The organism is Streptomyces sp. NBC_00996 (genome assembly GCF_045162675.1).
GTDB lineage: Bacteria > Actinomycetota > Actinomycetes > Streptomycetales > Streptomycetaceae > Streptomyces.
The window spans coordinates 9,533,792-9,558,985 of sequence record NZ_CP108723.1 but is presented as its reverse complement, the minus strand read 5'-3'; the positions used below and the strand labels follow the sequence as shown (position 1 = coordinate 9,558,985).

The following is a 25,194-nucleotide window of genomic DNA, read 5'->3' as shown; positions in this document are numbered from 1 at the left end:
TCTCATCAGCGCAGAGGATGCGGACCCGGACCCTCGTCGTTCCAGGTGATGACGGTGCGGCCCGGGCCGGCCGGCCGGTCGCGGGCGCCCAGGGCCCGGCTCAGCGCCGTGTCCACGTCGTGCAGCCGTGCCTCGATGTCGTCGATCACGGTACCGGCCCGCTCCAGGGAGTCGTCCGTGCCCGAGTCATCTGCACCGACCGGGCGCGCGGCGTCCGCGAACCGGGCCAGCACGTCCACGAGCCGGCGGTCGGCCCGGGCGTAGGCGTCGAGTTCGGCCAGCCGCTCCCGGTACTCCGCATGGCTGGCCAAGGCCTCCGCCGCGGCCCGTTCCGCGTCAGCCAGCTCGGCCTCGGCGGCAGCGAGCCGCCCCTGCGCCTCCGAGGAGCGCTTCAGCGTGTCCCGCACCGGTCCGGCAAGCCGGGACAGTTGATCCTCCGTCAGCCTCAGCAAATCGGCACTGCCGAGCCGTACGGCGTCCTCGGTCCCGTTCGCGCAGTCTCGCAGCAGCACCAGGCGCTCCTCGACGAGGCCGCGCTGCGCCTCGATCTCGTCCAGCGCCTCCACCAGCCTCTCGAGGCGACGCAGTTCGGCGACCTGACCGCGCACGGCGTCCAACTCCGCCAGTCGCGCGCGCAGTTCGCTCTCCGTATTCGCCAGGCCTTCGTGTTCCCGTCGGCATGCCTCGGTCCTGCGCCGGGTCTCGGCGAGTTCGCTCTGCCGGTCCTGGAGGTAGGCCTCCACCTCCGACCCCGGCTCCGCGACTGCCAGCAACTCCGTCACGGCACGTGCCAGCCCGACGACTTCGGTGAGGGCGTCGTCAAGGAGGAAGACCGCCTCGACGGGTGCCGTGTCCGACCCCGTGCGGGCCAGCCGGGCGACGGCCTGCGCCGACCACACCAGGGACCAGCGCAGTGCCTGCAGTGCGTCGTTGTCCTCACCACGCTCCAGCGCCTGTGCGATTCGTGTCTTCGCCTCGTCGTTCACCCTGTCACCCCGTAGTCGGTCCGGTCGGCTCGCCCAGCGGGAGAAGCACCGGTTCGCCTCCGCCGTCCGGCCGGAACACGAGCACGCCGAGCCCGGTCCCGGCCGTGTGCACACCCAGCTGGTACCGTCCGGCGCGCAGCTCCGGGCACGGCACGTCGATCTCCCGCCCGCCCGCGCGTACGCGGATGCCCGGGTGGTGCGTCTCGGGTACGTCCACCGTCACGGGCCGGCCATGGTCCATGACCGCCATGGCCACGGCCTCTCCCGCGACGGTCAGCGGGATGTCGGCCTCGGCGAGTACTCCCCGGCGGATCCGGTGGGCGCGAAGGCTGACCGAGTGGCGGGCGAGCGCGGGAGCCCTTACCGAACCCCTGGCGATGCGCAGCGCGCCGCGCGCCGCCGCATGCGGTTCCAGTTCCCGAGCCGCCAAACCGCCGGTAGCGTCCCGTACGACGTCGAGGGCGAGCGGATGCCCGCTCAACTCGCCGCCGACCAGAACCTGTTGGTCGCCATCCGGAGGCGGGTGGGGATCCGTGCCCGCACCATGCCGGGCGAATACCCCTGTGATCGCCGACCGCAGCGCCTCCTCGACCGGGGCGAAGCCATCGAGCACGGCTCCAGCCGTCACGCCGCTCCCCCGCCAGGGTGGCGCCGCCCGATAGCGAGGCTGGGCCCGGGCCCTGGCCAGCAGCAGCACGGCTCGGCCCGACCGCGCCGGGCGCCCCCGGTCTCGTACGAGCTCCGCCGCCTGGTACCCGGACGCCGGACGCCACTCGGCACCGAGCAGGTCCACGGTCCGCCCGGAGGCGCGGCACAGCGTCACCCCGACCGCATCCGTACAGATCCGGCACACCAGCCACTCGCCCGCGGGGCGCTCCACCGAGGCCGCGGCGGCCACCGCGCGGGGCACGCACCACCAGAGCGGCAGGCTGAGGGCGCCGGTCAGCTCCGCGTACAGCGCTTCACGTCGCTGGGCACCGGCCGCGTCGAACCACTGGTCGGGCAGGGCCAGTACGAGACCCTCCACCCGCTCCCCGGCCCGGCCCAGATACTGTCCGGGGCCGTACAGAGCAGGCTCCGGCGTCCGGTCACCGTCGGCCGTGCCGGTCACGGCGACTCCCGCCTCGACGTCCATTCCCACGAACACGGCCCACCACCTGTCCGCGCTCCCCACGCGCCAAGACGCGCTCCACGCACCGGTCGGCCCAGGTTAGTCCCTCGCCGCCAACTTCCGCCGGTTTCCCGGAAGATGACGTCATTTCGGAATCAACCTCGATGAGTCAGGACTAAACTCTGAGCGCACTACGACCGGGCCGGACGGGCAAGCCGGACGGGCAAATGGGGGCGGCGCATGAGCGATCTGGTGCGGTTCGAGACGCGGGACGGGGCGGCCATGGTCGTCGAGATCGAGGACACCTCACCCGGCCTGGAGAATGTGGCGCGTGACGACAACGGCATCCTGGAGGCGAGCCGTCGCCTTGATCAGATGCTGACCGGCGCCCGGCCGACGATCGAGGCTGTACTGGACCTACTGCGGCAACTGGCGCCCGATGAATACGAACTCGAGTTCGGTATCAAGCTGAACGCGGAGGCCGGAGTGGTGGTCGCCAAGACGGCGGCCGAGGGCCACTTCAACGTACGCCTGGGCTGGCAGCGGCAGCGGGCCGCCGCCCCGGCCGACTAGCGCACCGCCGTGGCGCGCTGGGAGCGGGCCCCCTGGCTCGTGAGCATCGCCCGGGTCGAGGGCCGGTCACCCAACGGCGCGGGCGTGCTCGTCACCGACCGTCATGTGCTGACCTGTGCCCATGTCGCCTCCGCGGGCACCCGGCCGCGACGCCCCGACGGACCGCTCTTCGTCCGCTTCCAGTGGTCCGACGGCCACGACCCGCTGCGCGCCGTGGTCGTCGCGGACGGCTGGCATCCGCAGCACCCCGAGCGGCGGACGGGCGACCTTGCGGTGCTGGAACTCCAGGACCCCTTGCCGGAGTTCGCCGCTGCCGCGCCGCTGGTGTCCACGGAGGGCGGCACATTCGCCCACCCCTTCCACGTCTACGGCTATCCCGAAGGCCCTCACCAGACGGACGGCGTACCGGCGAACGGTGTGATCCGCGGCCCCGCGGGAGTGGAGTGGATCGAGCTGGAGTCAGAGTCCGCGCTCGGCCACGGCCTCGCCCCGGGCTTCTCCGGCTCGCCCGTGTGGGATCTCGCGCTCGGCGGCGTCGTCGGCATCGTGGCCACCCGCGACAAACCGACCGAGCGCCAGGACACCCGGACGGCCTACGCCATCCCCGTCGACAAGCTCGCCGTCTACTGGCCGGGCCTGCGCCGGCTGATCCGCGCGCCGATCAGCGAGGAGCAACGGGCCAAGGTCGAGGGCCTGCTGGCGCTTCCACTGGATCCCGACGGGGAGCTGCCCAGGATCCACGACATCCGTATCTACGACATCGGGGTCACCCCGTCGAAGAACCTCACGGACCACCTGGACCCGGCCCGGCAGCCCGTGAACACGGACTATGTGCCCCGCCTCAGGGAGGACAGGGAACTCGAAGAGGTCCTGGAGAGCCAGTCGTTCATCCTGTTGAGCGGCGATTCCAAGGCCGGCAAGTCCCGTACCCTCATCGAGCTCCTGCGCCGCCGACTGCCTGTCGGCACCCGGCTCATCGTGCCCAGGTCCACCCCCTCGGCCCCCGGCGAACTGACCTCACTCCCACTGCCCACCGGCGGCGACCGCGCGGTGCTGTGGCTCGACGACATCCACGAGTATCTGCGGCCCGGAGGCGTGGACCTGAGGGTCCTCAACGACTACGCACGCATGGATCCTCCCGTCACCGTGGTCGCCACCATCACCTCCGAGCAGCTCAGCCGCCTCAAGGCCCCCAAGGGCGAGGTCAGCCGCACGGCCCGGCAGGTTCTGGGGAAGGTACGTCCGGTCGTCCTGCCGCGCCTGCTGCGGGAGGAGGACCTCGCCGAGGCCCAACGCCTCTATCCCCAGGAGGACTTCACCCACCGGGGCATCGGCGAGCAGATGGTCGCCGCGCCGCTCGTGGAGGAGCGGTTCAACGGCGGCCGCGAGGAGTGCCCCGAAGGCTGGGCCGTGGTCCGCGCCGCGGCCGACTGGCAACGCATGGGCTGCGAAGTACCTTTGACCGGGGTCGCGTTGGCGGAGCTCTTCGGACGCTATCTCGCCGCGGGTGCCAGCCACCGCGCCGCGACCGAACCGGCTCTGCGGACCGGGATCGACTGGGCGACCGATCCGGTGGCCGGAAGCATCGCGCTCCTCAGTGAACTCCGAGACGTGGACGACGGCGCCTACCGGGGCGAGGACGACGGCCGGGCTGACCGCCGCTACGAGGCGTTCGCCTATCTCCCCGGCTATCTCGACGGCCGCGACGACCCCGACACCTCGAGCATCCCGCAGTTCGCCTGGGACTGGGCGGTACAGGGGGTGCCCGCCAATGATCTGCTCGGTGTCGCGTTCGCCGCGTTCACCCGGGAGGAGGGCAGTGTCGCCGAGAGCGCGCTGGAGCGCGCCCATACGGATGCCACAGAGCTCGGTGTCTCGGCCTGGGCGGCGCTGATGCTCGGCGAACTGGCCATGTACCGCAAGGACATGGCACGGGCTGGGGAACTGCTCGAGGAGGCCGTCGGATCCGGGTCGTCCGACGTGGTGCCGCTGGCCAATGTGGATCTGGCCGCCGTACGGCAGCTGACCGGGGACATGGCCGGTGCGCGCCAGATGCTGGAGGCCGCGATCGACTCCGGCGATCCCCAGGCGGCCCCGCTGGCCCGCGCGAGCCTGGGCGGGCTGCTGCTCAGCCAGGGCGAGACCGTACGAGCGCGTGAACTGCTCGAAGCCGCCCTGGCGTCGGGGGACCCCCAGGTCATACCCCTCGTGGAGACCGGGTTCGGTGGGATGATCGTGCAACGCGGTGAGATGTCCGGCGCTGGGGCCCGGGCGAAGCGCAGCCTGTCCGGCCCGGTCTCGAGCGCGCAGCCGCGGCCCGGCGGCGCGGACCCACTGAGTCTGCCGCGCGCCGTGCGCGAGTCCGCCATCTCGTCGGCCGTACCGCTCGCCCAAGTCAATTTGAGCGCGGCTCTGATCGACGAAGGCGAACTGGAGCGCGCCGACGAACTGCTTCACTCGGCGCTGTCCTCGGAGAACCAGCTGGTGGTACCGCTGGCCCAGGCGAGTCTGGGGGGCCTGCACATCCAGCGGGGCGAGCTGGAGCGGGCCCGTGAACTGCTCGACGTGGCCGCGGCTTCCGACCACCTCTTCGCCTCGGAGCACGCCCAGGTCACGCTCGCCTGGCTGCACTGCCTGGAGGAGGACCTGGACCAGGCGCACGCCATCCTGGAACGCGCTGTCCACTTCACCGACGCGGAGCAGGCGCTGCGGGCGCGCTGTCTGCTCAGCGCGGTGTACGCGGCCGAGGGGGATTACGCGTCCGCGGCGGCGCAGCTCCAGACCGTCGTCGACTCGGGGCACACCGGCTGGGCGCCCCTGGCCCGCGCCGACCAGGGGTTGTACTGGTCCCACGCGGGAGAGTACGACAGGGCCCGGAAGGCGCTGACCGAGATCGCCGACTCCCAGCACGCCGACCAGGCTCCCCGGGCTGCGGACCTCCTCGGCGACCTGAAGTCTGCCCTGGAGGACTGGCCGGGGGCCGAGGCCGCGTACCGTATCGCGATCGCCTCGGACCACCCCCTCTGGGCGCCGATGGCTCGGCTGGACCTCGCTCTCATGCTCTGCCGACTAGGTGACGAGCGGGGACCGGGCCTGCTCGCCGAGCTCGCGGAGTCCGACGACCCCGATCTGGCACCGCGCGCCTCGGACATGCTCGGAGACGCACTGGCCGCCCGGAGCGACTGGGCGGGAGCCGAGGCGGCCTACCGGCAGGCGATGGACTCCGGGCACGCTCACTGGTCGGCCGTCGCCCGGGTGGATCTGGCACTGATGCTGGCGGACCTGGACGAGATCCCCCGCGCCGAGGCCCTGCTCGCCGCGGAGGCCGAGTCGCATTCGGCGCTGGCCGACATCGCCAAGGCTTTCCTGGGCATGCTCTTCGTGTACCAGCGGCGCACCGAGGAGGGGCGCGCGCTGCTCGCCCACGTCGCGGAGTCCGACTCCTACGAGGCCGCGGACCTCGCCAGTGTCCAGCTCGCGAAGATGGCGGCGGAGGAGGGCAGGCCGGAGGAGGCGACCCGGCGCTTCGAGGCCCTGTTGACCTCCGGCAGCGAGATCGCGACCTCGATGGCTCCGCTCGCCACGGCGCACCTGGGTGCCATCCTGCTCCAGCAGGGCCGGATGGACGCGGCCCTGGAGCTGCTCGACGAGGCCACCGCCTCCGGGCACCCGGGCGCGGCGGCCGTCGCACTGCTGGGCCGGGGCGAATACCTGCTCGATGCCGGGGACGCCGCGGCCGCCCAGTCGTATCTGCACGCGGCGCTCGATCTGGAGGAAGAGGACGTCACCCCAAAGGCGCTCGCCCTGCTCGGCGTGGCGCTGCTCGCCGAGAATGATCTGGAAGGGGCCCGTTCCACCCTCGCGGAGGCGCTCGCCACCGTGACTCCGGCGATCGAGCCGCTGACCCGCCGCTATTTGGGCAGCGCGCTCGCCCGGCTCGGCCGCCGCCCGGAAGCGCGCGAGACTCTCCTGCCGCTGGCCCGCTCGGACGACCTCGAACAGCGTCCTCAAGCTCTTGTGATCCTGGGGCAGTTGGCGATGCTGGACGGACACGCGGACGAGGCGCGCGGCTGGTTCGGCGAAGCAGTCGCATCGAACTCTCCGGAGGCCAGGGCTCAGGCGCTCGCCGCCCTCGACGACGCAACCCTCACACCCCGCCTGCCTCTCCCACACGGCCGCTCGGGCACTCGATTTCCGGAACTCAGTGACGCGTCGCCGACGCACGAGTCCGCGGTACCACCCCCCGTACGGCATGCACAAAAGCCTGAAGCCCTGGTACAGTCGGCGCCCTCGCCCAGCCGGTCCCCCTCGCTCACCGCACCTGCCGCTGGGCTCCACCCTGGCCTGCTTCTCCTTCTGGGTCGCATAGCCGAGGGCGAGGGGCTCCCCGAGGAGGCTCGCTACTGGTTCAAGAGGGCTCTCGCCGCCGGCCTTCACAAAGACGAGGCACGGCCACTCCTCGCGGCGCTCCCGACCGACAACGCCCCGCTGTGAAATCGGAGGCACTTCCCGCGTCCCCCTCCGGCTTGTCCCACGGCATCGAGCCCGCCTCACTGGCCGCGCAGGCAACACGACTGGCTGTTCGACGCCCGTCAGCAGGTCACGCGTCGATGACAGTGCTCTCGGCGAACTGGCAAGCGCAGGACCACGCCCTGGTGATCTACCGTTCCAAGGACGAGCGCGGAATCGGCTCGGACGGCCACCTCTACGGTGAGACCGGCCAGAGGGACGCCGTCCAACGGGAGGCGGACAGCCGGTACTGGAACTTATCCCCGACCCGAAGGCCGGGCCTGCGTCTGCGTCTGCGTCTGCGTCTGCGTCTGCGTCTGCGTCTGCGTCTGCTCATCGTGGTTGCCGACGGAGTGGTCTGCCGAATCTGGCCCGTCGATGCTGACGCCGAATGGATCGAGGAACCTGGCGGAACCGGGAAGGTCGCCCTGCCCCTCGCCGACCACCCGCTCGACCCCGGCGAGGTCCAGGCGCTCTATCCGCACCTCGGCATGGCTGTCGGAGACGAACTGCCCGCACGCCGAGGACCCATACGCCACTACATGCCCATCGACGCAGAACCGGGCTGAGGTTGCGGCTGGCCCACCGCGCGTGCTCGACGGTCAGCTCAGCGGGGACCGAACTCGTCGGTACCTCAAGGAAAGCATCTGGACGAGGAGGGCCTGGGGCACTGCTTCCTCCATTGAAGCGGATCAAACGGTTCGCACTGGACAACGAGCTCGACCACCTGCCCATCGGCGACATCGTCTTTGTCGGGACGAGTGACTCAGCCGAGTACGACGCCGGTGACCGTCGAACGGATCCCGGCGCCCGGTTCGTGTTCGACTCTGGTGCCGGTGTGCGCGGTCAAGCGCGTAGTGCAGGTGCGGGTGAGCAGGACGGCTCCCAGGATCCGGCGGGAGGCGTTGGCGTATCCGAAGGGCGTGTACTGGTCGTCGTCGTGCACACCGCCGCTCGCCGAGCGCCAGTCCTGCACCCGGCGCACGCGCAGAGCCCCGAACCGTGAGGCGCCCAGGAGGAGTGCGGCGACGACCGCGACGAGCATCAGCGGCATGGTCACCCACAGCCAGGTCGGGGAGACGGTGGAGAGGTCGCCGTAGACGGGCTCGGTGATCCAGGGGGACTTGAGGGTGCTATTCCTCACGGCCATGGGTACGAGGCCGGACAGGCCAGTGTGCCTTGAAGCCCGAACGGGTTCCGCGGACCTTCGTCGCAGTCGTTCCTCTTGCCGAAGTCGCGCTCTATGTAGGGGACGAGCCTTCCCACGCCTGCCGCCGGCCAATTGCGGTGTACGCCGAAAGACATCGGATCGGTCTCTCCGCGGGCCTCCAGACATACGGGTCCACCACGATAGAGCAGAGACCCATCAGGACCGGAATGCTCCAGGTGAGGCGCGCCATGCTCGCGGTGAAATCCGGGGCCGCAAGGAGCACATGGACCGGGGTCGCCTCCAGTCCACGGGCGAAGTCGTGGACTCACAGCGCACCACACCGACGAAGCCGCCGCTATGCCAGTGGGACCGGCGCAAGCGTCGTTCCCGGTCGCGGGCTATGACGGCAGCTGACGCACGTGGTTGTCGTCGGACACCTCGTACACGTCGATCCGCAGCAGTCGTCGTACATGCAGCGGAACGCGCTCGACGGCCTTGACCGATGAGGACGGCACGACCAGCGCGTACCTTATGTCCGGTGACTCACTGGTCATACGGCGCAGGAGCTGCCCGTAGGCGATGTCGGCGTCGATGCCTTTCTCGCCCGTTCGCCCCTTGGCTTCGCAGATCAACCGTTGGCTCCCCCGTACCGCTTCGATGTCCGTCCAGCGGTCCGTCGGCGTCACGGGTGCCCAGTCCTTGGTCAGCAGCCAGGTGCGAAAAGCATCCGTGACCCGGTCCTCGTCATTGTCGCGTGCGAGGATCTTGCTCAATGCCGCGATGTCCGCCTCTCGGTTGCGACGCAGACGGCCGCGGGTGTCCGCGTCGAGGTCGGTCGGCCGGATCACCACAAGTCGCAGGCCGTGGGCGGGGATCTCGGTGTCGCGCCGGGCGTCGTAGAGGGCCCGCTGCTCGCCGCGGTGGACGCCGCTGATGGTCAGCCTGTCTGGCTTGTCGAAGTGCGGCATCGGTTGGTCGTGCTGCAACTCCCGGTATTCGACCACGAGTTGGTGCCCGGACCAGTAGGCATCAACGGGAAGCCTGGCCTGCCTTCCGCCGGCTCCCGGGTCTCCCAGGAGCCAGTCGAACTTGTGCTGAGTCAGGGCCGTTTCGCCCAGAACCTCGTTGCACAGGTCGACGACGTATGCCTCGTCGCTCTCGTCTCTCTTTCCCATGGCCGGGCATGATGCCACCTGCTACTGACAGCGCGGTGTGGGCCGGATTCCGGCATACGGATCCGCAGGGCAGCCGTCCGGTCCCTTACGAAAACCGGCCGTTGTCAGAGGCAGGTGGCACACTGCGCTGCATGTCTTCCAATGATGCCTTCCGCTCCGCGGCTCCCCGGGCGTTGCGTGATCCTGACGTGCTGCGCGCCCGGCTGGGCGCGGTACGGACCGAGCCGGTGGTTCGGCCCTTGAACGACTGGGTGGAGAAACTGCGCGGCCGCCTCGGTGACGGCGAGTCGGTGCCGTGGTTCGATCCCGCCTCGGGTGGAGTCGAGGCTCGCAGTCTGTTTCTGCTGGAGGCGCCGGGCCAGAAGTCCATGGGCGCGGAAGCCGAACTGCGGCGCACCGGAAGCGGCATCATCTCCGTAGACAACGACGACCAGACGGCGCAGAACTGCTGGACACTGCGCGCCGAAGCCGCTCTGCCGTACCGGGAGTCCTTGCACTGGAACGTCGTGCCGTGGTACCTGGGCACGGCGGAGCGGATCGCCGCACCGGGGCGTACCGAAATACAGCGCGCAGCACCCTTCCTGCACGAAGTGATCAGCATGCTGCCGGCGCTGGAGGTGGTTGTCCCCATGGGCCGTAAGGCCCAAGCCGGCTGGGCCGCCTACCAGGAACGGTACGCGCCGAACATGCACACGCTCCCCACCTGGCACCCCAGCCCTCGCGTGTTCGCTTCCCGGCCCACCGCCCGCCAGGAAGTCCTGGAAACTCTCCAGCAGGCCGCCCGACTGCTCAACGTCGAGTGACCGTTGAGCGGCGCAGTCCTTGACGGCGCCCAGCGCCGGCGTGCTCGAGTGAACTACCAGTGCCTTCGGCGGCTTCAGCCGCCGGCTAGGGATCTCGGTCGGCTCACGTCGGTGCGGGCGCGGGCCGGGTGCGAGCGGCATCACCGGTGCCGCCAAGACCCGACCCCTCGTGGGCTCCGTGGTGGAAGGGCAAAGTGACTCGGTCCTCGCTACCCGCTGGACGGTACGGACATGGCGCCACCATCACGGATGACGCGTCAGAGACCCGCCGAACCGACGTCCTGCACGCGATCAGGTCCGGGAGCGCAAAAGGCCTAACCCGTATCCCACTCCAGGAGGCGCTGATGTTGGTCGTCAGCGGGGGAAATCGCGGGCGGGGGGATCGGCGCGTATCGCCGGAATGCCGGATTCCGGGTGAGGCGGCGGGTCATCAGTGTGAACACGGTCGGATCAGGCGGTCTTCTCGGCGATCAGCAGGGCGTAGCCGAGGGTGCCGTCGGCGACGGCGGCCCGGGCCGCGGCCAGCACGGGCGGGGCCCCGTCCAGGTCCACTCCGGTTCCGGCGAACCGGCCCGGCGCCGTGAGCCGCAGCAGGTTCAGCCGCGCCTCGATCTGGTCGATCATGCGGATCATGGCGTGGTCGTGGTGCTCGGTGCGGACGGTACGCAGTCCGGCGGCGGCGAGGATCGCGGCGTACTCGGCGAGCGGGCGGGCGTCGGCGATGCACGCGATCCGGGCGGCGAGACCGGTGAGTTCGGACGGGAGCCGGTCGGGGGCGGCGGTGACGTCGGTGATGCCGACCCTTCCACCGGGCTTGAGGACACGGGCGAACTCGGTGGCGGCCTGGGCCTTGTCGGGGAAGGTGCACAGGGCGCACTCGCACACCACTGCCTCGAACAGACAGTCCGCGTACGGGAGTTGCTCGGCATCGCCGGTGACGAAGGCCGTCCGCTCCGCGAGTCCGGCGGCTTGGGCCGCCCCTTGGGCCAGTGCGGTGTTCGAGGACGCGTAGTCCACGCCGTCCACCCGGCAACGGTAAGCGTCGGCGAGGAGCAGGGCCGTGGTGCCGCGCCCCGAGGCGACGTCCAGTACCCGCCGGTCGGGCTCCGTTCCGAGTGCGTCGGCCAGACGCCGGGTCAGTGCCGCGCCGCCCGGGTGGTAGGAATCCCCGAGCAGCAGGGCAACCACGTCCGAGGAGTACCCGGCGGCGCAGCAGGCCTTGAGCTCGTCGCTCGGCGCGCTGGGCGGGAGCGCCTCCGGGCCGGTCATCGCGCGCTCTCCTCGGCTCGGCGCCCAGTGCGGGCGGTCTTGGAGCCGTGCGGTGTGTCGGTGAGCCGGTCGGCCAGGGGCAGTGCGTTGGGGGTGACGTCCGCGACGGGGATGCCGGACATCTGGGCGCGAACCTGCTCGCGGTAGCCGACGGAGTTGTAGGCGCAGAACGGGATCAGCCTGCCGTCCGGGGTGATCTCCTCCACGCAGCACTTCATCAATTGCTTGACGTTGAGGGTGTAGGGGTCCTGGAAGTCCTGCACGACGATCATGAACGTCTTGTCGCTGAGGTCCTTCGCCGCCTCGGGCAGGTCGATGCCGCAGGCGTCCGCACAGTCGAGAGCCTCGGCGGTGGCGCGCAGCTTCTCCTCGGTCGTGGCGGTGCCCATGAAGGCCGAGGCGGACCACAGCTTCTCCAGTGCTTCGCGGATGCCGTCGTCGGGAAGGACGCGGTTGGTGACGTAGTCGAGGTAGTCCTCGACCTGGAGCAGCCGTGGGATGGGCACCACGGTGCGATTGCCGGGCTCGCCGTCCACCAGCAGGTAGGTGACGGACCGGCAGGTGGGGAAGCAGCACGGGACGGGGAAGAAGTCGCCCTTGGCGAACCAGCCCGGCAGTTGCTCCCCGATCAGGCGGATCACGTCGGGGTTGGTCAGCCGGTCGAGGGGATCGAACTCCAGGTGCCGGCCGGAGTGGGTGACCGGCTGGATCGCCACCGAGCGGACGGCGGGATGGTCGACTCCGAACTCGATGATCGCCCCCAACTCGTGTTCGTTCAGGCCGCGTTCAACGGCGGCGACCAGGGTGACGGTCAGGCCGGTCTCAGCGCAGTTGTCCAGCGCCCGCTGCTTGAGCGCGCGCAGGTCCCGGCCCCGGATCTCGCGATGCGTGCGCTCGTCGAAGCCGTCGAACTGCAGGTAGATGGTCACCGACCGACCCGGCACCTGGTTGCGCTTGGCCAGTGCGGCGACGAAGTTCCGGTCGGTGGCCAGGCGGATGCCGTTCGTGTTGAGGGTGACGTTCTTGATGGGGCGAGTCTGGGCCAGGTCGATGAAGTCGAGGATGTGCTTGTGGATGGTGGGTTCGCCGCCGGAGAACATCACCACCTCCGCCTCGCCCTCGGATTCCACGAACACGTCGAGCATCCGCGCGCACTGCTCGTGGGTGATGGAGTAGCCGTCGCTGTGGTGGCCGGAGTCGGCGAAGCAGATCGGGCAGTCCAGGTTGCAGCCGGTGTTGACCTCGATGATTCCCAGGCAGGCGTGCTGCTTGTGCTCCGGGCACAAGCCGCAGTCGCTCGGGCAGCCGTCCTTCACCTCGGTCTGGAAGGCCAGCGGGATCGTTCCCGGCTTGTTGAAGCGGGCCGAGGCCAGGTACTCCTCGGCGTCCCCGTACACCAGAGCCTCGAACTGGCCGTGCTCGCGGCAGCGTTTGCGCAAGTAGACCTTGTTGTCGCGGATGTTGACCTGGGCGTCTACGGGTGCCTTGCACAGCGGGCAGATCGACTTGGTGAACTCGATGAACACCTCCTCCCGGTCCCGCTTCGCGCGGTCCGCAGCGCCGTCTCCCGCGGCCGGCCCGTCCGGGCGTGCCGTGTCGTCCACCGTCATCGCATCCTCGCCTTCGTCTCGCCGTTGTCGTACGCCCGGTCGCCGCCGTCGCCACGATCCGCGGGCGCCACCCTGGCCCGGCGGGCGCCACGCAGGAGCAAGACGGCGTACACCAGCATCAGGACATCCTGAAGCAGGACGAACCAGCCGAGCCGCTGCGTCAGATACACGCCGAAGCAGCCGCAGTCGGCCACCGTCAGCCCGCGTACGTACGCCTGCCAGCGCACTCCACACCAGCGACACGGCGGCGTACACGCTCACCGGGGCGACCGCAGTCGATCGGGGCCGCGCCAGGAACCACAGGCCGCACACCAGCTCGCCCGCGATCAGCCCGCCGGCCAGGAAGGCCGTGGGTGTGCTGTCAGCCAGGCCGTAGACCGACAGGATCCGGGGCATGTCGTCGATGGAGGCGAGCTGGCCGGCGGCCATCGCCGTACAGATCGCGCCGAGCACGAGTCGCAGCACCACACCTCCGACGCTACGGCCGCCACCCTGCTCAGGAATGTAAGCGTGCTCACCGAACCCGGCCCATGCCTTACCGGCGGGCGGCCCGGCGCTCGGCCTCGGCCTTGATCGTCGAGAGGGAGGCGGCGACGGTCGCCTCCCAGCGGGCCGCCACGGCGTGCCCCCAGCGCTCGCCCAGCGCCCATCCATCAGTACCCAGTTCACCCTCGTACACCAGTCGGGTACCCGCACCGTGCTCGTCCAGCTGGAAGGACTCGACGACGGTGGGCACCGGCCCGCGCACCAGGCGGAAATCGACCCGCTGGGGGCGGGTGAACCGGACCGTCTCCACGGTCGTCGCCGTGAGCCGTCCGGCCGCGATCGGGGTGAAGTGCGCGGCAAGCACCATGTCGCTGCCGCGCTCCAGCACCCGTACCTTCTCCCGCATCGCCCGAGTGGACCGGCTCAGATACGGCTGCGCGATCACATCGAAGACCACCTCACGGGGCGCCGCGATGTCGACCGTCTGCGGCCCGAGCCTGCGGGTCCGGCGGCCGACCCCCACGTCCACGGGCAGCGCCCCGCTGACCAGGCCCAGGTATACGGCCGCCACGCCTCCCACGGCTGCCACCGCGATCGCCAGCCGTCCCAGCCACTTCATGGCCGCACCCTCCGCTCCGCCGGTACGTCGTCCGGGACACGAGGCTACGGCCGACGCACCCGCCGATCGGTGAGCGCGCTCACGTTCCGGCCGCGGGTCGACCGCCTACGGTGAACGCGCCCCCTCCCCCCACCGCGCGAAGGGCTTGTCCCCGTGACCGACGCGTCCGTTACCGACTTCACCGACAGCCGCGCGGCAACCGACGCCCTGCTGGGGGCGCTGAAAGAGGGCCGCTGGAGACCTGCCGCCGTCGCGAGCTTCCTACGGCTGGCCGGACATCGGTCGGTGCGCCAGGCCGCCCGTCGTCCCCGGGCAGTCGGTCAGACCACGGTGCTTCACGGGCTGTTGGCCGCTCTCGCCCGAGACCGTGGCGGCCGTGCCTGGGTGGCGGCCAGTTGGGCCCTCGCCGTCCTGCATCTGGGGCTGCTGGAGGAACGCGGCCGGCTCTCACCGGCCGACACTCTCACCCTGATCCGCGGCAGCCTGCCCGCAACCGCCCTGGGCTCCTGCCGCTGGTCGGGCCTGCTGGCGATCGCCTCGGACCTGGCCGACGGCCGTCTGGCCCGCCGCCAGGGCACTGTGTCGCCGTTCGGGGACTACGCCGACTCCCTCGCCGACGCCGCCTTCTGGACCTGGCTGGTGCTGCGGCACGAACCCAGCCGTATGGTGCGGGCCGCGGCGCTCGCCGCGTGGGCGCTGCCGGTCGCCGCAGTCACCGCCGTCGGCATCCGCCGCGGCGCCATGCCAGAACGGCCCCGGCCGGCGCTGCTGCGCCCGGCCGCCGCAATGCAGGCCGTCGTCGCCCTCCGCCACGCCCTGCGTCGCTGACCGGTCACACGGGCACGGTCCTGGTGCCGACGCCCGGCCGCCGCAATGCAGGCCGTCGTCGCTCTCCGCCACGCCCTGCGTCGCTGACCGGTCACACGGGCACGGTCCTGGTGCCGACGCCCGGCCGCCGCAATGCAGGCCGTCGTCGCCCTCCGCCACGCCCTGCGTCGCTGACCGGTCACACGGGCACGGTCCTGGTGCCGACGCCCGGCCGCCGCAATGCAGGCCGTCGTCGCCCTCCGCCACGCCCTGCGTCGCTGACCGGTCACACGGGCACGGTCCTGGTGCCGGCCTGGCCGCCTCCCATCACGCCCGCGCCGTCGCCGACTACCGGTCCGTAGGCGTCCCGGCCTCCACGATGACGCCGTTCCAGAAGGCGACATGATTCTTGATCTTCCTGGCGAACGGCGAGGGGTGCGGATAGAACCAGGCGGCGTTGGGATTGGTCCGCCCCTCCACGGTGATCGTGTAGTAGCGGGCGATCCCCGTCCACGGACACAGCGACCACGCACGCGTCTCGGTGAAGTACTCGCGGTGCAGCGACCCGGGCGGAAAGTAGTGGTTGCCCTCCACCACGACGGTCTGCTCCGCCTGCGCAAGCACCTCCCCGCGCCACACAGCACGCATCATGATCACTCAACTCCAGGCAGGCCACTGGGACTCCTCACCCGACGCTAAGCCGCCGGACAGGCTCGCCATGGTGAGCCCGCTTACAGTGCGACGCTGTCCTGCACGTGCGTGTGGTGCGCCTGAAAGGTGCGCACGGACCCCATGCACATGACCGGACCGATGTGGATGCCCACGGCCCCGCTCACCCTGGGACGGCTGCTGGCCTGGCATCCCCAGCCGCTGCCGGCGGAACCCCGTCTCGAGGCCGGCCTCGCCGATCGCCCCGGTCGTGCCGAGCAACCGCCTGCGAAACAGGCCCGGCCGGTGCTGCTGGTGCGTCGTGTTGTCTGGCATGTCGTTCACGCCTCAGGGAGGTCCGGGAGCAGCGAGGGCCGGATCGACCGGTGGCCGTGTACCGGCCCTCGCCGCAGGGCACGGTCAGTTCGGGGGCTGGTAGGTCGTCGGCTTGACGGGAGCTTGGACGGCGATCGTGTCGGAGGCGGCGAACCTGAGCTGCAGGGTGACCGTCTCGCCTGCCGTCGGTTTCTTCTGCAGTCCCATGAGCATCAGGTGGTTGCCGCCGGTGCGCAGGGTCAGGGTGCCGCCCGCCGGGATGGTGAACGACTTGACCATCTCCATCTGGTTCGCGGCCGTCGTGCGGTGCATCGACACGCTGGTGGCGATGTCACTGCTCACGCCCGTCAGCTTGTCGGGCTGCCGGCCGGTGTTGGTGATGGTGAGATAGCCGGCGGCCATGTCGGCCGTCGGCGGCTGCCGGATGAAGGCACCGGTCACCTTCAGCACCGGCTCGTCGTAGACCGCGGCGCCCGCGGAGGCGGAGGACGAGGGGGAGGGCCGGGTCGAGGTAGAGCAACCGGTCAGCATGGCGACGGCGCTCAGAAGTGCCGTGATGACGGCGCACAGGGTGAAGCGGGGCAGGGGGCGCGTCACGGTGTCCTTCCTTTGACGATCTTGGGGAGGTCGGCGGCATAGCGCTGTTGGGATGTCCCCGAGGTGTAGAAGAGGTGGGCCTTGTCGTCCCTGGGTGAGAAGGCGAACACTTCGGCGCCGTGGCTGACGGTCTCGCTGCCGTCCTTGTGCTTCACCGGTGTGGAGACGCCGACGCCCAGGCTCCGTGCCGCCTTCTGTACGACCGTGAAGTCGCCGGTCAGGCCGGTGAAGGTGGGATCGATGGCGCCCAGCCACTGCTTGAGCCGCCGTGGGGTGTCACGGGCCGGGTCCGTGCTGACGAAGACCACCCGCAGCTTCTCGCGGTCGGGCGCCGGCAGTTGGCGCACAGCCAGGGCGATGTCGACCGTCGCCGTCGGGCACACGTCGGGGCAGTGAGAGTAGCCGAAGTACAGCAAAGTGGGACGACCCGCGGTCTGCTTGACCAGGTCGTAGGAGTGGCCGTTCTGGTCGGTGAGGGTCAGGTGGGGCTTGGCATCCGGCGGGTTCAGGCTGATCGTGTCGGGGCGGGCCGAGGAGGAGGGAGTGGAGACGACGGCGGCCGGCTGGTCGCCGCAGGCGGTCAGGCCGAGTCCGGCCGCGACAGTCAGTGCCGCGACCGCGCCGACGCGGCGCGCGGGCATGGTATGCATCGTGAAGCTCCTGCATGTGAAGCGGTGAGGGCACACGCCACGCGGCCGTGGAGCGGGGCGGCGGGTATGCCGGGGACGGGCGGCGAGACACCTCCACAGCCGTGGCGCTCCGCAACGGTGGCCGCCGTGGATGTGGCGGTGGCGCGGCAGGCAGCCTGCCGACCGTCGCCGACGCCGGTGACGCAGAGTCCTACGCAGCAGTGCGGCAACGAGCGCGCAGGCGCGGCGGCCGGGCGGGCAGCGTACGGCGTCGTCACCGCGGTGGGTGAAGGTCTCGCCAAGGGCGTCCGGGCAGCCGTGTCACGCCCTGCGGCACACCGGCACGCAGGGAGTCTCAGGCCGCGGCGGCCACCACGGGCGGCCCCCGCCGGACGACGCACGTGCCCAACACGAGGGGTCGGAGCAGCCTCGCGCGGACATCCGCCATACGGCGGGGGAGGCGCGAGGACAACAGCAGCTCCAGCACAGCGGCCACCAGGGCCGGCATCCGGACGGCGGCGAGCAAACCGCTCAACCAGCACAGCACAGCGAAGCGGGCGAAACGGTCCGCGATGACCGCGGGCCACCGAACCGTCTGCCAGAGCGCGATCTCGCAGCGGCGCAGCACCCAGCCCGCGACAACAGCGGCCGCCGCGTGCGCGGCAAGCATCGGCAACGTGGCCATCGCCATCAGCGGCATCGCGTGCGCGCCATGGCCAGCCATTCCCGTCATGCCGGACATGGTATGCATGGGCGGCATCGCGCGCGGACCGCCGACGGCCTTGGCCGGGTCGATGCCCGCCTGCCGCAGGATGCGCGCCGCGCTGCGCGGGCTCAACTGCACCGCCTGGGCGCCGCACAACAGCCGCTCGGCCGCGGCCACCACGCGTTCCGACCGGTCGGCCGGGGCTGCGGTGACACCGGTGACGGCCGCGGCGGAACTCTGCCCGAGGCAGAAGACGAAATGCAGGCCGACCTCACCAGCCGGCAGACCGAGCGCGATGCCGACCAGCGAACGCTCCCTGCCGGCCAGCAACCCCGCCACGCACAGCACACCGAACCAGCCCACCGCCAGAGACCACAGCGCGATCCCGGTACCGGAGGCCAACACGTGCCCGGCCGCCGACAACGTCACGCAGACCGCAGAGAACACAGCGGCTCTCAGCAGTCTCAGATCGGCGGCAGCCCGTACCGGGACGTTCATGGCAGCCGCCATCATTCCAGCCGCCCCCGATCCACCGGCGGCCGGGGTCGGTCCCCTTGGCCCCGCCGGAACACGGATGGGCCCGGCCGCCAACCGACCGGGCCGCTTGCCGTGATGTGTCTCTTCGGATCGTGTTCAGGGTCTGTTCGACACGCCCGGAGAGCGCAACGGGGCGGCGGTGTGCTCCTCTCTCACCAGGTTGCCCTCCTTCTCCCCGTCGGCCGTGCCCCACGGAGCATGCGCGACGCAAGGACGGCTCCGCCCACGATCACGACGGCTGCCGCCGCGAAGACGGACAGAGCCGTAGTACGGCCGAGTCCGAGGATCGCGTCGCTGCCGCCCCTGTCCGGTGCCGACAGGCTCAGGCCCTGGCAGGCGGACGGGTCGGCGGGGGTCTGCGCACCGTCGGCGACCTGGAACTGGAACGCGTTGGTCTGCGTGTCGCCGTCGGCTGCGGTGACGGTGTAGGTAAGCGTGGTGACACCCGTACGCAGCGGGGTGACGGCGGCGCAGATGACGGAGCCGTCGGCCACGACGGGCTGCCCGACGTGAACCGCGGTGCCGTCGGATCCGGTCAGGGTGAGCTTCGGGGTGGTGCCGGCCTTCAGACGGGCGAAGGTCAGCGCGATGACGCTGGTACCGGGGCCGACCTTGGCGCCGGGTGCCGGTGTCGCGTCCTTCAGTGCGGTGTGGGCGAACGCGGGCGTGCCACCGAACAACAGCAGCACGCCCAGACACCCGAGCAGGGCGGCCGACGCCCTCAGAAGTCGAAGTCCGCGCATGCGATCCGGTTGTCCATCGCTTCCATGGGGTGCACGACGAGGGCGACCGCGCCCTTGCCGGTCTTCTTCGCGTTGTTCACCGTCGTCATTCCCATGCCGGACCTGTCGGCGGTGAACGCGAGGTGCACCTCGTTGGGCGGCGTTGTCGGACCGCCCTTGTCGAACTGGAAGTGCTCCCCGCCGTTGGCGGCAGAGCAGTGCTGGGCGTGCAGATGGGCCAGGTACTGGTGGCCTGGTTTCAGGCCGGTCAGGGACACCGTCACGGTGGTGCCCTTGGGGCCCTGGGCGAGCCAGGCCGTGCCCTTGACGTCGTCCATGCCCGGCGGGCGGGTGTCCAGCAGCTCGAAGGCGCCCTTCACCACGGTGGCGCCGGTCATCTTGTAGGCGGGGGTGGCCTTCGGGTCACCCATCGCCGTGTCGGCCATCCCGCTCATGCTCTTGGAGGGGGACGTGGAGGACGTGGCGGCCGCCTTCTGTGAGCTGCTGCCGGAGCTGTCGCCGCCGCATGCGGACAGCATCGCGGCCGTCGCGGCCACGGTGGCGCAGCAGACGGTGAGGCGGGCGCGCCGACGGCGCGGCCGTGCCGCTGACACGGGGTCAGGCAAGGAGGTGTGGTGATGCATGGACAGAACTCCCGATCGTGTGGAGGGGGTTGCGCCCTGTCGGCGACCTCGCGGCACCCAGCGACCTGCTCGGCGCAGGTCGAGCGGTCGGTGCGGCGGGCAGGCGGGCGCGCGCCCGGGTGAAGTGGACAGGCCGACGCGCGTACGGGCACGCCGACCCTCCGTCCGTTCCCGGTCACGGCCGACCCCCTGGCAACCGGACCGGAATCAGGACCGTAGGGTGAGCAGCTGATCGGGAGACGGGCGGCTGACTGCCGGACGGCCCCACGGCGGCCCTCTGCGGACGACGGTGTGCCTCAACGCGGAGGGAACTGCCCCCGGCAACGCCCCGTCACCGACGGCCGCCCGGCCCGACGGCATCCAGCCCTCGGGCCGCGCACGGAAGAGCACGCGACAGACCCGGCGCAGCGGTGCGAACAGGACGGCAGCCAGGGCCCGGCCGAGCCGGTGGACCGCCGCCTCACCCCGCCACAGCCACAGCCCGCACACGACGGCAGCCAGCAGATGCGCCAAGAGCATCCTGGCCGAGGTCCCGTGCATCACGCTGGACGTCAGCGGTGCGCCGGACGACTCCCCCATCATCCCGTGGTGGTGCATGACCATGTCGGCACCGGAGTGATGCATGACCATGCCGGAGTGAGAGACCGTCATCGCCTGTGTGCCGGAGGCATGTTGCTCTGCCGAGGCAGTGGCCGACGCATGGACCAGCCGGTGAGCGAGGCTGAACAGCAGGTGCAGCAGCCCCTGGGCGACGACCGTCGCTCCCACGACTGTCGCCGCGCCGCGTTCCCGGCCTGTCAGCCACCAGGCGCCGGAGGCCGTCCCGGCGAAGGCCAGGACGACCGCCCACCACGGCAGGACATCACCGGACATCAGGGCATGTCCCAGCGACGTCGTCACCACGCACACGGCCGCGAAGACGCCGGCCCGCACGAGACGCAGAACGTCGGTGGTCTGCTCTGCGACGCCTGCCGCACGGCTCCCCCGGCACGTTGCGCCGCCGCCGTGACGCCTCAGGGACATCCGCCAACTCCTCGCAGCCGATGGGCTTCCCGTCTCTTACGCACGGCCGGGCAACCGTGTTCACCTACGGCCGGGAAACCAGCGACAGTCGCTCTCGACCCCGTATGCGCACCTGGCTCACATGCGCGCATCCGACCCGTCCGGTGCCGCTCCCGGCGGGATGTCAGGGGCCGATCTTCACCGCCTTCGCCACGGTGACCTGGTCAATGTCGGAGACGCGGACGGTCACCTTCATCGTCCAGGTCCCGGCGAGCGGGACGTTGAGGGTGTCGCTGCCCCAGTAGCCACGCTCATCGACGAGGCCCGCGTCCAGGGGGCCGACGTGCTGTCGGTCGAGGGTGAAGGTGAGACGCAGTTCAGGGACGGCGACGAGGCTGCCATCGGCGCCGTAGACGACCGCCTGGACCGTGTTGCGGCCAACGCGGCCCGGCTCCAGGACGATCTGCACCTTGCCGCGCCCGGAGGGGCTGCCCGTATCGAAGGGGACCATGGACAGCGACTCCGTGGGCTGCCCGGGGACGGGGGCCTGCACCGCCGCGGCCTCGGTGGCGGCCCGGCCCGGCTCGGTTCCCGTCAGCACCGTCGTGAGCGCGAGTACCACGGCCCCGACCGCCACCTCGGCCAGCACGCACCTGCGCAGCCCGCGCCGGTGTGCCTCGGCGGCAGCCGGTGATACGGGCGTGGGTGTCCGGCCGGGTGGCGCGTCTGCACCACCGCCACCCACGGTGGCCAACGCCGGTTCCTGCTGTGGTACGTGCAGCAGCCGACCGGTCCAGCGCCGGGAGTGGGCCGCCACCGCCAGCACGACCAGCACGGTCCACACCTTGAAGGAGAGGATCCGGCCGTAGGACGTGTGGAAGAGCGCGTCCCACGAGCCCAGTCCGCGCCAGGACTGGTAGACGCCGGTCGCCGCCAGTACGGCCACCGAGGCGAGGGCGAGACGGGAGAAGCGGACGGCCGCGGCCGGCGGGAGCGGATCGTCGGCGGGCGCCCGGTACAGCGCGCTGAGCAGGGCGACCAGGCCACCCAGCCACACTGCCATGGCCAGCAGATGCAGCAGGGTGGAGGCGACCGCCACGGGCACCTGGATCCCGGCGGAGGCATGCTCGGCCACCACCCACGTCCCGCCCAGGGCAAGGGCGAGCAGCGTGCCTGCCGCAGCCATGCGCCGCCCCGCCTTCCACCGCGCCACTCGGCGCCGCAGCAGCAGTCCCACCACCAGGAGCAGAGCCAGCCGCGCCAGCAGAGCGACGCCGGGCAGGCTGCCCGCCGTGCTCGTCAGCAGCCGCGGATCCAACACCGCAGCCGGCCCGTCCCCGCTCGCGTAAGGCCCGCGCAGCAGTACCAGGGCGACGGTGGACAGTGTCAGAACCCACCAGCCTGTCAGGAACGGACGGCGCACCACTCGTGCGGCCGTTCCCGTGGACCAGCAGGCCAGGACGAACACGGCGACGCCGATCAGCAGGGCCAGGCCGGCGTAGGCGACGTAGCGGGCGGTGTCATACAGCGCGCTCGTGGCGCGGGGTACGGCGGGCAGGGCCGTGGGGACGGGCCCGGCCTGCGAGGGCTTGCCGACGGAGAAGGTGAAGGCGCCGGTCACGGCGTGGCTGTCGGCCGACACCACCCGCCAGGAGACGGTGTACGTGCCCTGCCGCAGACCGCCGGTCAGCGGGACGCGTGCGGTGTTCGCCCTGCCGCCCGCGTGCTCCGGATCACCCGCGGTCACCGGGCGGTTATCGGGGTCGAGCACGCGCAGCGAATTCTCCAGGAGGGCGACCGATTCGTCGAAGGTCACCGTGACCTGTTTCGGCGCGGTCTTCAGCACCGTGCCGTCGCGCGGGTCGCTGCCGGTCAGCACCGCGTGCGCTGCGGCAGGGGTGGCCGCGGCCAGCAGGGCGGCGAATGCGAGCAGCACGACCGCTGCCAGCAGAGGCCTGCGCGAACGGCGGCCGGTGCCGGCCTGCCGGCGCGGCGAGCCATGCCGCGCAGGGGAGGTGTCGGGGACGCACGGGCTGCTCATCGGTGCCCTCCCCGCGCGGTCCGGCGCCTGACCAACCACGCGCCGCCGGCGAGCACCAGCAGCGCTGCGACCGCTGCGCCGACGACGAGCCCGGCCGGTGGGGCCGTGTCCCCGGCCTCGGCCGCGTCCTCGGCGCGCGCGGCATCGACCGAGCGGTGGGCCGTGCCTTCGGTCGTCCCGGTGGGGGCAGAGGCCGAGCCGGCGGGACTCGCGCCCGGCGCCGCCTGCTTCAACTCCAGCACCGGAGCGGGTTGTTCGGGTTCCTCGCCACCCGTGGGCAGTTCGATCCAGCGGGAAATCCTGCCGTCCCCGTAGGTGTCGACGGTCTTGAACACGACCTGCTCGGCGTCCGGCAACTGCCTGACCTTGACAGTGTGTTCGGCGTCGACGCCCGTCGCGAGGGCCGGGCCGCCGACGGAGTAGCCGTCCCCGGTCCTCTTGAACTTCCAGCCCCGAGGGGCGTCGCCGAGTGTCACGTCACCGGGCGCGATGCCGTCCGGCAGGACGACCCGCATCTGAGTGAAACCCGCCGCGGCGGACTCGGCCTCGGAGGTGAAGGTGAGGGTGACGTTCTCGGCCAGGGCCTGCGGCCTGTCGGCGTCGGCCTCCGCGTGCGCGGAGGCGGGATCGGCCGGGGCGAATGTGGCTGTCAGTACGAGGGCGCCGACCGCGACGATGCGGTGTGCGGCCCGGACAGGGTGATGCGGGAACACGAGGGGACTCCTTGCGCGTGAAGCCGGGCGGGCCGCAGCCCGACCCGGACGGGGGGACCAGGACATCGGGGTGTCCCGGTGGCCCCCTGCGCGGCAGCGCGTCGTCCAGAAGCCGGTTCCTGACCAGTACGGGAGGCCCGCAGCCCGCGATACGGAGTACGACAGGCAGCAGACAGGGCACCAGGCCGGTCAGCCGACCCCACAGCCGCCTCAGCCGCCGCCCGACGCCGGCCACACCGCGCCGCGCGGTGTGCAGGGCGATCAGAGCGGCCGTCACAGCCGCATCGGCCCGGTGCAGCAGCCACGCCACGGCCAGCGCGGCCAGCACATGGACAGCGGTCATGGCTGCGGATGTCTGGTGCCGGGCGTGCCCGTCCGCCGAGGCCGTCACCGAATGGCCGCCCATGGCATGTGCGGCGTGACCGGCAGGGGCCGGTTCCATCGGGTGCGGGCGGGCCGCCACGGCGAGGGTCAGATGCAACGCGCCCTGGACGGCCAGCGTGCACCCGACCGTGGCCGCCGGCGCAAAGCGGCGGCGGGCAGCCGGCCAGGCACCGGCGAACTGCACGAGGACCAGCGGTATCACCAGCCGCCACGACACCGCTCCGTCAGCGACCGCGTGGTGGCCGAGGGCCGCCAGCACACTTCCGGCCAGCGCGAAGACGCCCGCCCTGGCACACGCACCCGTCCGGTCCGCCCGCTGCGGCGCGACCGGACCACCGTGGGATGTCTCGCCGACCTCCGCCACCGCCCACTCCCGCCTCCGGCCCGGGCACCTGCCTGTGAGGCAGTACGGCAGCGGAGCCGGAGGCGTTCACTCGCCCCCTGTGCAACCGACGGGCCACACCAGCCGGACGGCCACGGGCGACCGCTCCGCTCCGCACAGTGCTGGCCGAGGAGTCAGCGCTCGTCGGCGCGCACGACGAGTACCGGGCAGGCGGCGTGGTGCACGCAGTGCCGGCTGACCGATCCGAGCAGCATTCCGGCGAACGCCCCGTGCCCATGGCTGTCGGGCACCAGCAGGTCGGCGTCCCTGGCCGCCTCGGTGAGCAGGGCCGCCGGGTGGCCCTCCACGACCTGGGGAACGGCGCTCACGTCCGGGTGCTCCCCCAGCACTTCCTCCACTGTGCGTCGCAGGTTCTCGCCGGCGTGCCCTTCGAAGTCGGCATCCGAATAGTCCGTCGGCATGCCGTAGGTGGGCCTAGCCGCCGCGCTTGCACGGGACGCAGTTCCGCACAGGTCAGCGCCGCTTGTTGGGCAGCCCACCGAAACGCCGCCTTGCTCGAGTCCGATCCGTCCACGCCGATCACGATCCGCCGCAGGGTAGTCCGGTCGCTCATGGTTCGCCACCTCCGCACCGTCCGGTCTTCCCACGCTCCCGCGCCGGTGGCTCACCACCAAGGGACCTTCGGTCCCGACCTCTGCCCGACCGGGGAGGGGGTGCCGCCCCGACGGGAAAACAGCACTTCCCGGTCGAGAGGCCCCGAGCCCGACCTTACCCCGGCTACCAGCACCCTTGAC

The 25,194-nt window shown here is 71.4% G+C and carries 24 protein-coding genes; 5 read left to right on the top strand and 19 right to left on the bottom strand.

Annotated features, from left to right (window positions below; translation table 11 throughout):
• Nucleotides 1–5: 5 nt before the first annotated feature.
• Nucleotides 6–986, bottom strand: coding sequence for a hypothetical protein (locus OG390_RS44190; protein ID WP_406175892.1), 981 nt, complete (start codon nucleotides 984–986; stop codon nucleotides 6–8).
• Between the two features lie 4 nt (nucleotides 987–990).
• On the bottom strand, nucleotides 991–2,133 hold the full coding sequence (locus OG390_RS44185) for a hypothetical protein (RefSeq protein WP_406175891.1): 1,143 nt from the start codon (nucleotides 2,131–2,133) through the stop codon (nucleotides 991–993).
• Between the two features lie 204 nt (nucleotides 2,134–2,337).
• Here OG390_RS44185 and OG390_RS44180 point away from each other — a divergent pair, with 204 nt between their 5' ends.
• From OG390_RS44180 to OG390_RS44170, 3 genes are all read left to right on the top strand, one after another.
• The gene (locus OG390_RS44180; protein ID WP_406175890.1) at nucleotides 2,338–2,670 is read left to right on the top strand and encodes a CU044_2847 family protein; all 333 of its coding nucleotides are present in this window, start codon (nucleotides 2,338–2,340) and stop codon (nucleotides 2,668–2,670) included.
• Between the two features lie 9 nt (nucleotides 2,671–2,679).
• The gene (locus OG390_RS44175) at nucleotides 2,680–7,164 is read left to right on the top strand and encodes a tetratricopeptide repeat protein (RefSeq protein WP_406175889.1); all 4,485 of its coding nucleotides are present in this window, start codon (nucleotides 2,680–2,682) and stop codon (nucleotides 7,162–7,164) included.
• 116 nt (nucleotides 7,165–7,280) lie between these two features.
• A complete protein-coding gene (locus OG390_RS44170; protein ID WP_406175887.1) occupies nucleotides 7,281–7,748 on the top strand; it encodes a hypothetical protein in 468 nt (155 codons plus the stop codon).
• A 197-nt stretch (nucleotides 7,749–7,945) separates the two neighbouring features.
• On the opposite strand, the gene OG390_RS44165 is transcribed toward OG390_RS44170, so the two are convergent.
• Nucleotides 7,946–8,329 (bottom strand): hypothetical protein, encoded by a 384-nt coding sequence (locus tag OG390_RS44165; RefSeq protein WP_406175885.1) that lies wholly within the window; start codon nucleotides 8,327–8,329, stop codon nucleotides 7,946–7,948.
• Between the two features lie 398 nt (nucleotides 8,330–8,727).
• Nucleotides 8,728–9,504, bottom strand: a complete 777-nt coding sequence (locus OG390_RS44160) for a hypothetical protein (RefSeq protein ID WP_406175884.1) — start codon at nucleotides 9,502–9,504, stop codon at nucleotides 8,728–8,730.
• A gap of 131 nt (nucleotides 9,505–9,635) precedes the next feature.
• Here OG390_RS44160 and OG390_RS44155 point away from each other — a divergent pair, with 131 nt between their 5' ends.
• Nucleotides 9,636–10,307 carry a uracil-DNA glycosylase gene (locus OG390_RS44155; protein ID WP_406175882.1) on the top strand — a complete coding sequence of 224 codons (672 nt, stop codon included), beginning with the start codon at nucleotides 9,636–9,638 and terminating at the stop codon, nucleotides 10,305–10,307.
• A gap of 450 nt (nucleotides 10,308–10,757) precedes the next feature.
• On the opposite strand, the gene OG390_RS44150 is transcribed toward OG390_RS44155, so the two are convergent.
• The 4 genes from OG390_RS44150 to OG390_RS44135 all read right to left on the bottom strand — a co-directional run bounded on the left by OG390_RS44150 (nucleotide 10,758) and on the right by OG390_RS44135 (nucleotide 14,291).
• Entirely contained in the window at nucleotides 10,758–11,576 is an 819-nt protein-coding gene (locus OG390_RS44150; protein ID WP_406175880.1) for a class I SAM-dependent methyltransferase, read from the bottom strand.
• Nucleotides 11,573–13,186 carry a radical SAM protein gene (locus OG390_RS44145; RefSeq protein ID WP_406175878.1) on the bottom strand — a complete coding sequence of 538 codons (1,614 nt, stop codon included), beginning with the start codon at nucleotides 13,184–13,186 and terminating at the stop codon, nucleotides 11,573–11,575. The genes OG390_RS44150 and OG390_RS44145 overlap by 4 nt, the downstream gene beginning before the upstream one ends.
• Nucleotides 13,183–13,413, bottom strand: coding sequence for a hypothetical protein (locus tag OG390_RS44140; protein WP_406175876.1), 231 nt, complete (start codon nucleotides 13,411–13,413; stop codon nucleotides 13,183–13,185). The genes OG390_RS44145 and OG390_RS44140 overlap by 4 nt, the downstream gene beginning before the upstream one ends.
• Before the next feature lie 308 nt (nucleotides 13,414–13,721).
• Entirely contained in the window at nucleotides 13,722–14,291 is a 570-nt protein-coding gene (locus OG390_RS44135) for an SRPBCC family protein (RefSeq protein ID WP_406175875.1), read from the bottom strand.
• A gap of 153 nt (nucleotides 14,292–14,444) precedes the next feature.
• On the opposite strand from OG390_RS44135, the gene OG390_RS44130 reads away from it, so the two are divergent.
• A complete protein-coding gene (locus OG390_RS44130) occupies nucleotides 14,445–15,119 on the top strand; it encodes a CDP-alcohol phosphatidyltransferase family protein (protein ID WP_406175873.1) in 675 nt (224 codons plus the stop codon).
• Between the two features lie 327 nt (nucleotides 15,120–15,446).
• Here the strand turns inward: OG390_RS44130 and OG390_RS44125 are convergent, their stop codons facing one another.
• From OG390_RS44125 to OG390_RS44075, 11 genes are all read right to left on the bottom strand, one after another.
• On the bottom strand, nucleotides 15,447–15,749 hold the full coding sequence (locus OG390_RS44125) for a DUF427 domain-containing protein (RefSeq protein ID WP_406175872.1): 303 nt from the start codon (nucleotides 15,747–15,749) through the stop codon (nucleotides 15,447–15,449).
• A 417-nt stretch (nucleotides 15,750–16,166) separates the two neighbouring features.
• Nucleotides 16,167–16,679 (bottom strand): copper chaperone PCu(A)C, encoded by a 513-nt coding sequence (locus tag OG390_RS44120; RefSeq protein ID WP_406175870.1) that lies wholly within the window; start codon nucleotides 16,677–16,679, stop codon nucleotides 16,167–16,169.
• Nucleotides 16,676–17,329, bottom strand: a complete 654-nt coding sequence (locus OG390_RS44115) for an SCO family protein (protein ID WP_406175868.1) — start codon at nucleotides 17,327–17,329, stop codon at nucleotides 16,676–16,678. Before OG390_RS44115 ends, OG390_RS44120 begins: the two co-directional genes overlap by 4 nt.
• 334 nt (nucleotides 17,330–17,663) lie before the next feature.
• Nucleotides 17,664–18,512 (bottom strand): hypothetical protein, encoded by an 849-nt coding sequence (locus OG390_RS44110; RefSeq protein WP_406175866.1) that lies wholly within the window; start codon nucleotides 18,510–18,512, stop codon nucleotides 17,664–17,666.
• 191 nt (nucleotides 18,513–18,703) lie between these two features.
• On the bottom strand, nucleotides 18,704–19,294 hold the full coding sequence (locus tag OG390_RS44105) for a copper resistance protein CopC (protein ID WP_406175864.1): 591 nt from the start codon (nucleotides 19,292–19,294) through the stop codon (nucleotides 18,704–18,706).
• Nucleotides 19,273–19,887, bottom strand: a complete 615-nt coding sequence (locus tag OG390_RS44100; RefSeq protein ID WP_406175863.1) for a superoxide dismutase family protein — start codon at nucleotides 19,885–19,887, stop codon at nucleotides 19,273–19,275. Before OG390_RS44100 ends, OG390_RS44105 begins: the two co-directional genes overlap by 22 nt.
• A gap of 237 nt (nucleotides 19,888–20,124) precedes the next feature.
• Nucleotides 20,125–20,940, bottom strand: coding sequence for a hypothetical protein (locus tag OG390_RS44095; protein ID WP_406175862.1), 816 nt, complete (start codon nucleotides 20,938–20,940; stop codon nucleotides 20,125–20,127).
• A 163-nt stretch (nucleotides 20,941–21,103) separates the two neighbouring features.
• Entirely contained in the window at nucleotides 21,104–22,960 is a 1,857-nt protein-coding gene (locus tag OG390_RS44090; protein WP_406175861.1) for a copper resistance CopC/CopD family protein, read from the bottom strand.
• Nucleotides 22,957–23,673, bottom strand: a complete 717-nt coding sequence (locus OG390_RS44085; RefSeq protein WP_406175859.1) for a DUF1775 domain-containing protein — start codon at nucleotides 23,671–23,673, stop codon at nucleotides 22,957–22,959. Before OG390_RS44085 ends, OG390_RS44090 begins: the two co-directional genes overlap by 4 nt.
• 900 nt (nucleotides 23,674–24,573) lie before the next feature.
• Nucleotides 24,574–24,861, bottom strand: a complete 288-nt coding sequence (locus tag OG390_RS44080; RefSeq protein ID WP_406175857.1) for a universal stress protein — start codon at nucleotides 24,859–24,861, stop codon at nucleotides 24,574–24,576.
• Nucleotides 24,765–25,013: a universal stress protein gene (locus tag OG390_RS44075; RefSeq protein ID WP_406175855.1), complete on the bottom strand. Its 249-nt coding sequence runs from the start codon at nucleotides 25,011–25,013 to the stop codon at nucleotides 24,765–24,767. Before OG390_RS44075 ends, OG390_RS44080 begins: the two co-directional genes overlap by 97 nt.
• Nucleotides 25,014–25,194 lie beyond the last annotated feature (181 nt).

Bases quoted from the DNA above. Each gene is read 5' to 3' on its own strand.
- OG390_RS44180 (WP_406175890.1), top strand. From the start codon at position 2,338: ATGAGCGATCTGGTGCGGTTCGAGACGCGGGACGGGGCGGCCATGGTC.
- OG390_RS44170 (WP_406175887.1), top strand. From the start codon at position 7,281: ATGACAGTGCTCTCGGCGAACTGGCAAGCGCAGGACCACGCCCTGGTG.
- OG390_RS44165 (WP_406175885.1), bottom strand. From the start codon at position 8,329: ATGGCCGTGAGGAATAGCACCCTCAAGTCCCCCTGGATCACCGAGCCC.
- OG390_RS44160 (WP_406175884.1), bottom strand. From the start codon at position 9,504: ATGGGAAAGAGAGACGAGAGCGACGAGGCATACGTCGTCGACCTGTGC.
- OG390_RS44155 (WP_406175882.1), top strand. From the start codon at position 9,636: ATGTCTTCCAATGATGCCTTCCGCTCCGCGGCTCCCCGGGCGTTGCGT.
- OG390_RS44150 (WP_406175880.1), bottom strand. From the start codon at position 11,576: ATGACCGGCCCGGAGGCGCTCCCGCCCAGCGCGCCGAGCGACGAGCTC.
- OG390_RS44145 (WP_406175878.1), bottom strand. From the start codon at position 13,186: ATGACGGTGGACGACACGGCACGCCCGGACGGGCCGGCCGCGGGAGAC.
- OG390_RS44135 (WP_406175875.1), bottom strand. From the start codon at position 14,291: ATGAAGTGGCTGGGACGGCTGGCGATCGCGGTGGCAGCCGTGGGAGGC.
- OG390_RS44125 (WP_406175872.1), bottom strand. From the start codon at position 15,749: ATGATGCGTGCTGTGTGGCGCGGGGAGGTGCTTGCGCAGGCGGAGCAG.
- OG390_RS44115 (WP_406175868.1), bottom strand. From the start codon at position 17,329: ATGCATACCATGCCCGCGCGCCGCGTCGGCGCGGTCGCGGCACTGACT.
- OG390_RS44110 (WP_406175866.1), bottom strand. From the start codon at position 18,512: ATGAACGTCCCGGTACGGGCTGCCGCCGATCTGAGACTGCTGAGAGCC.
- OG390_RS44105 (WP_406175864.1), bottom strand. From the start codon at position 19,294: ATGCGCGGACTTCGACTTCTGAGGGCGTCGGCCGCCCTGCTCGGGTGT.
- OG390_RS44095 (WP_406175862.1), bottom strand. From the start codon at position 20,940: ATGTCCCTGAGGCGTCACGGCGGCGGCGCAACGTGCCGGGGGAGCCGT.
- OG390_RS44090 (WP_406175861.1), bottom strand. From the start codon at position 22,960: ATGAGCAGCCCGTGCGTCCCCGACACCTCCCCTGCGCGGCATGGCTCG.
- OG390_RS44080 (WP_406175857.1), bottom strand. From the start codon at position 24,861: ATGCCGACGGACTATTCGGATGCCGACTTCGAAGGGCACGCCGGCGAG.
- OG390_RS44075 (WP_406175855.1), bottom strand. From the start codon at position 25,013: ATGAGCGACCGGACTACCCTGCGGCGGATCGTGATCGGCGTGGACGGA.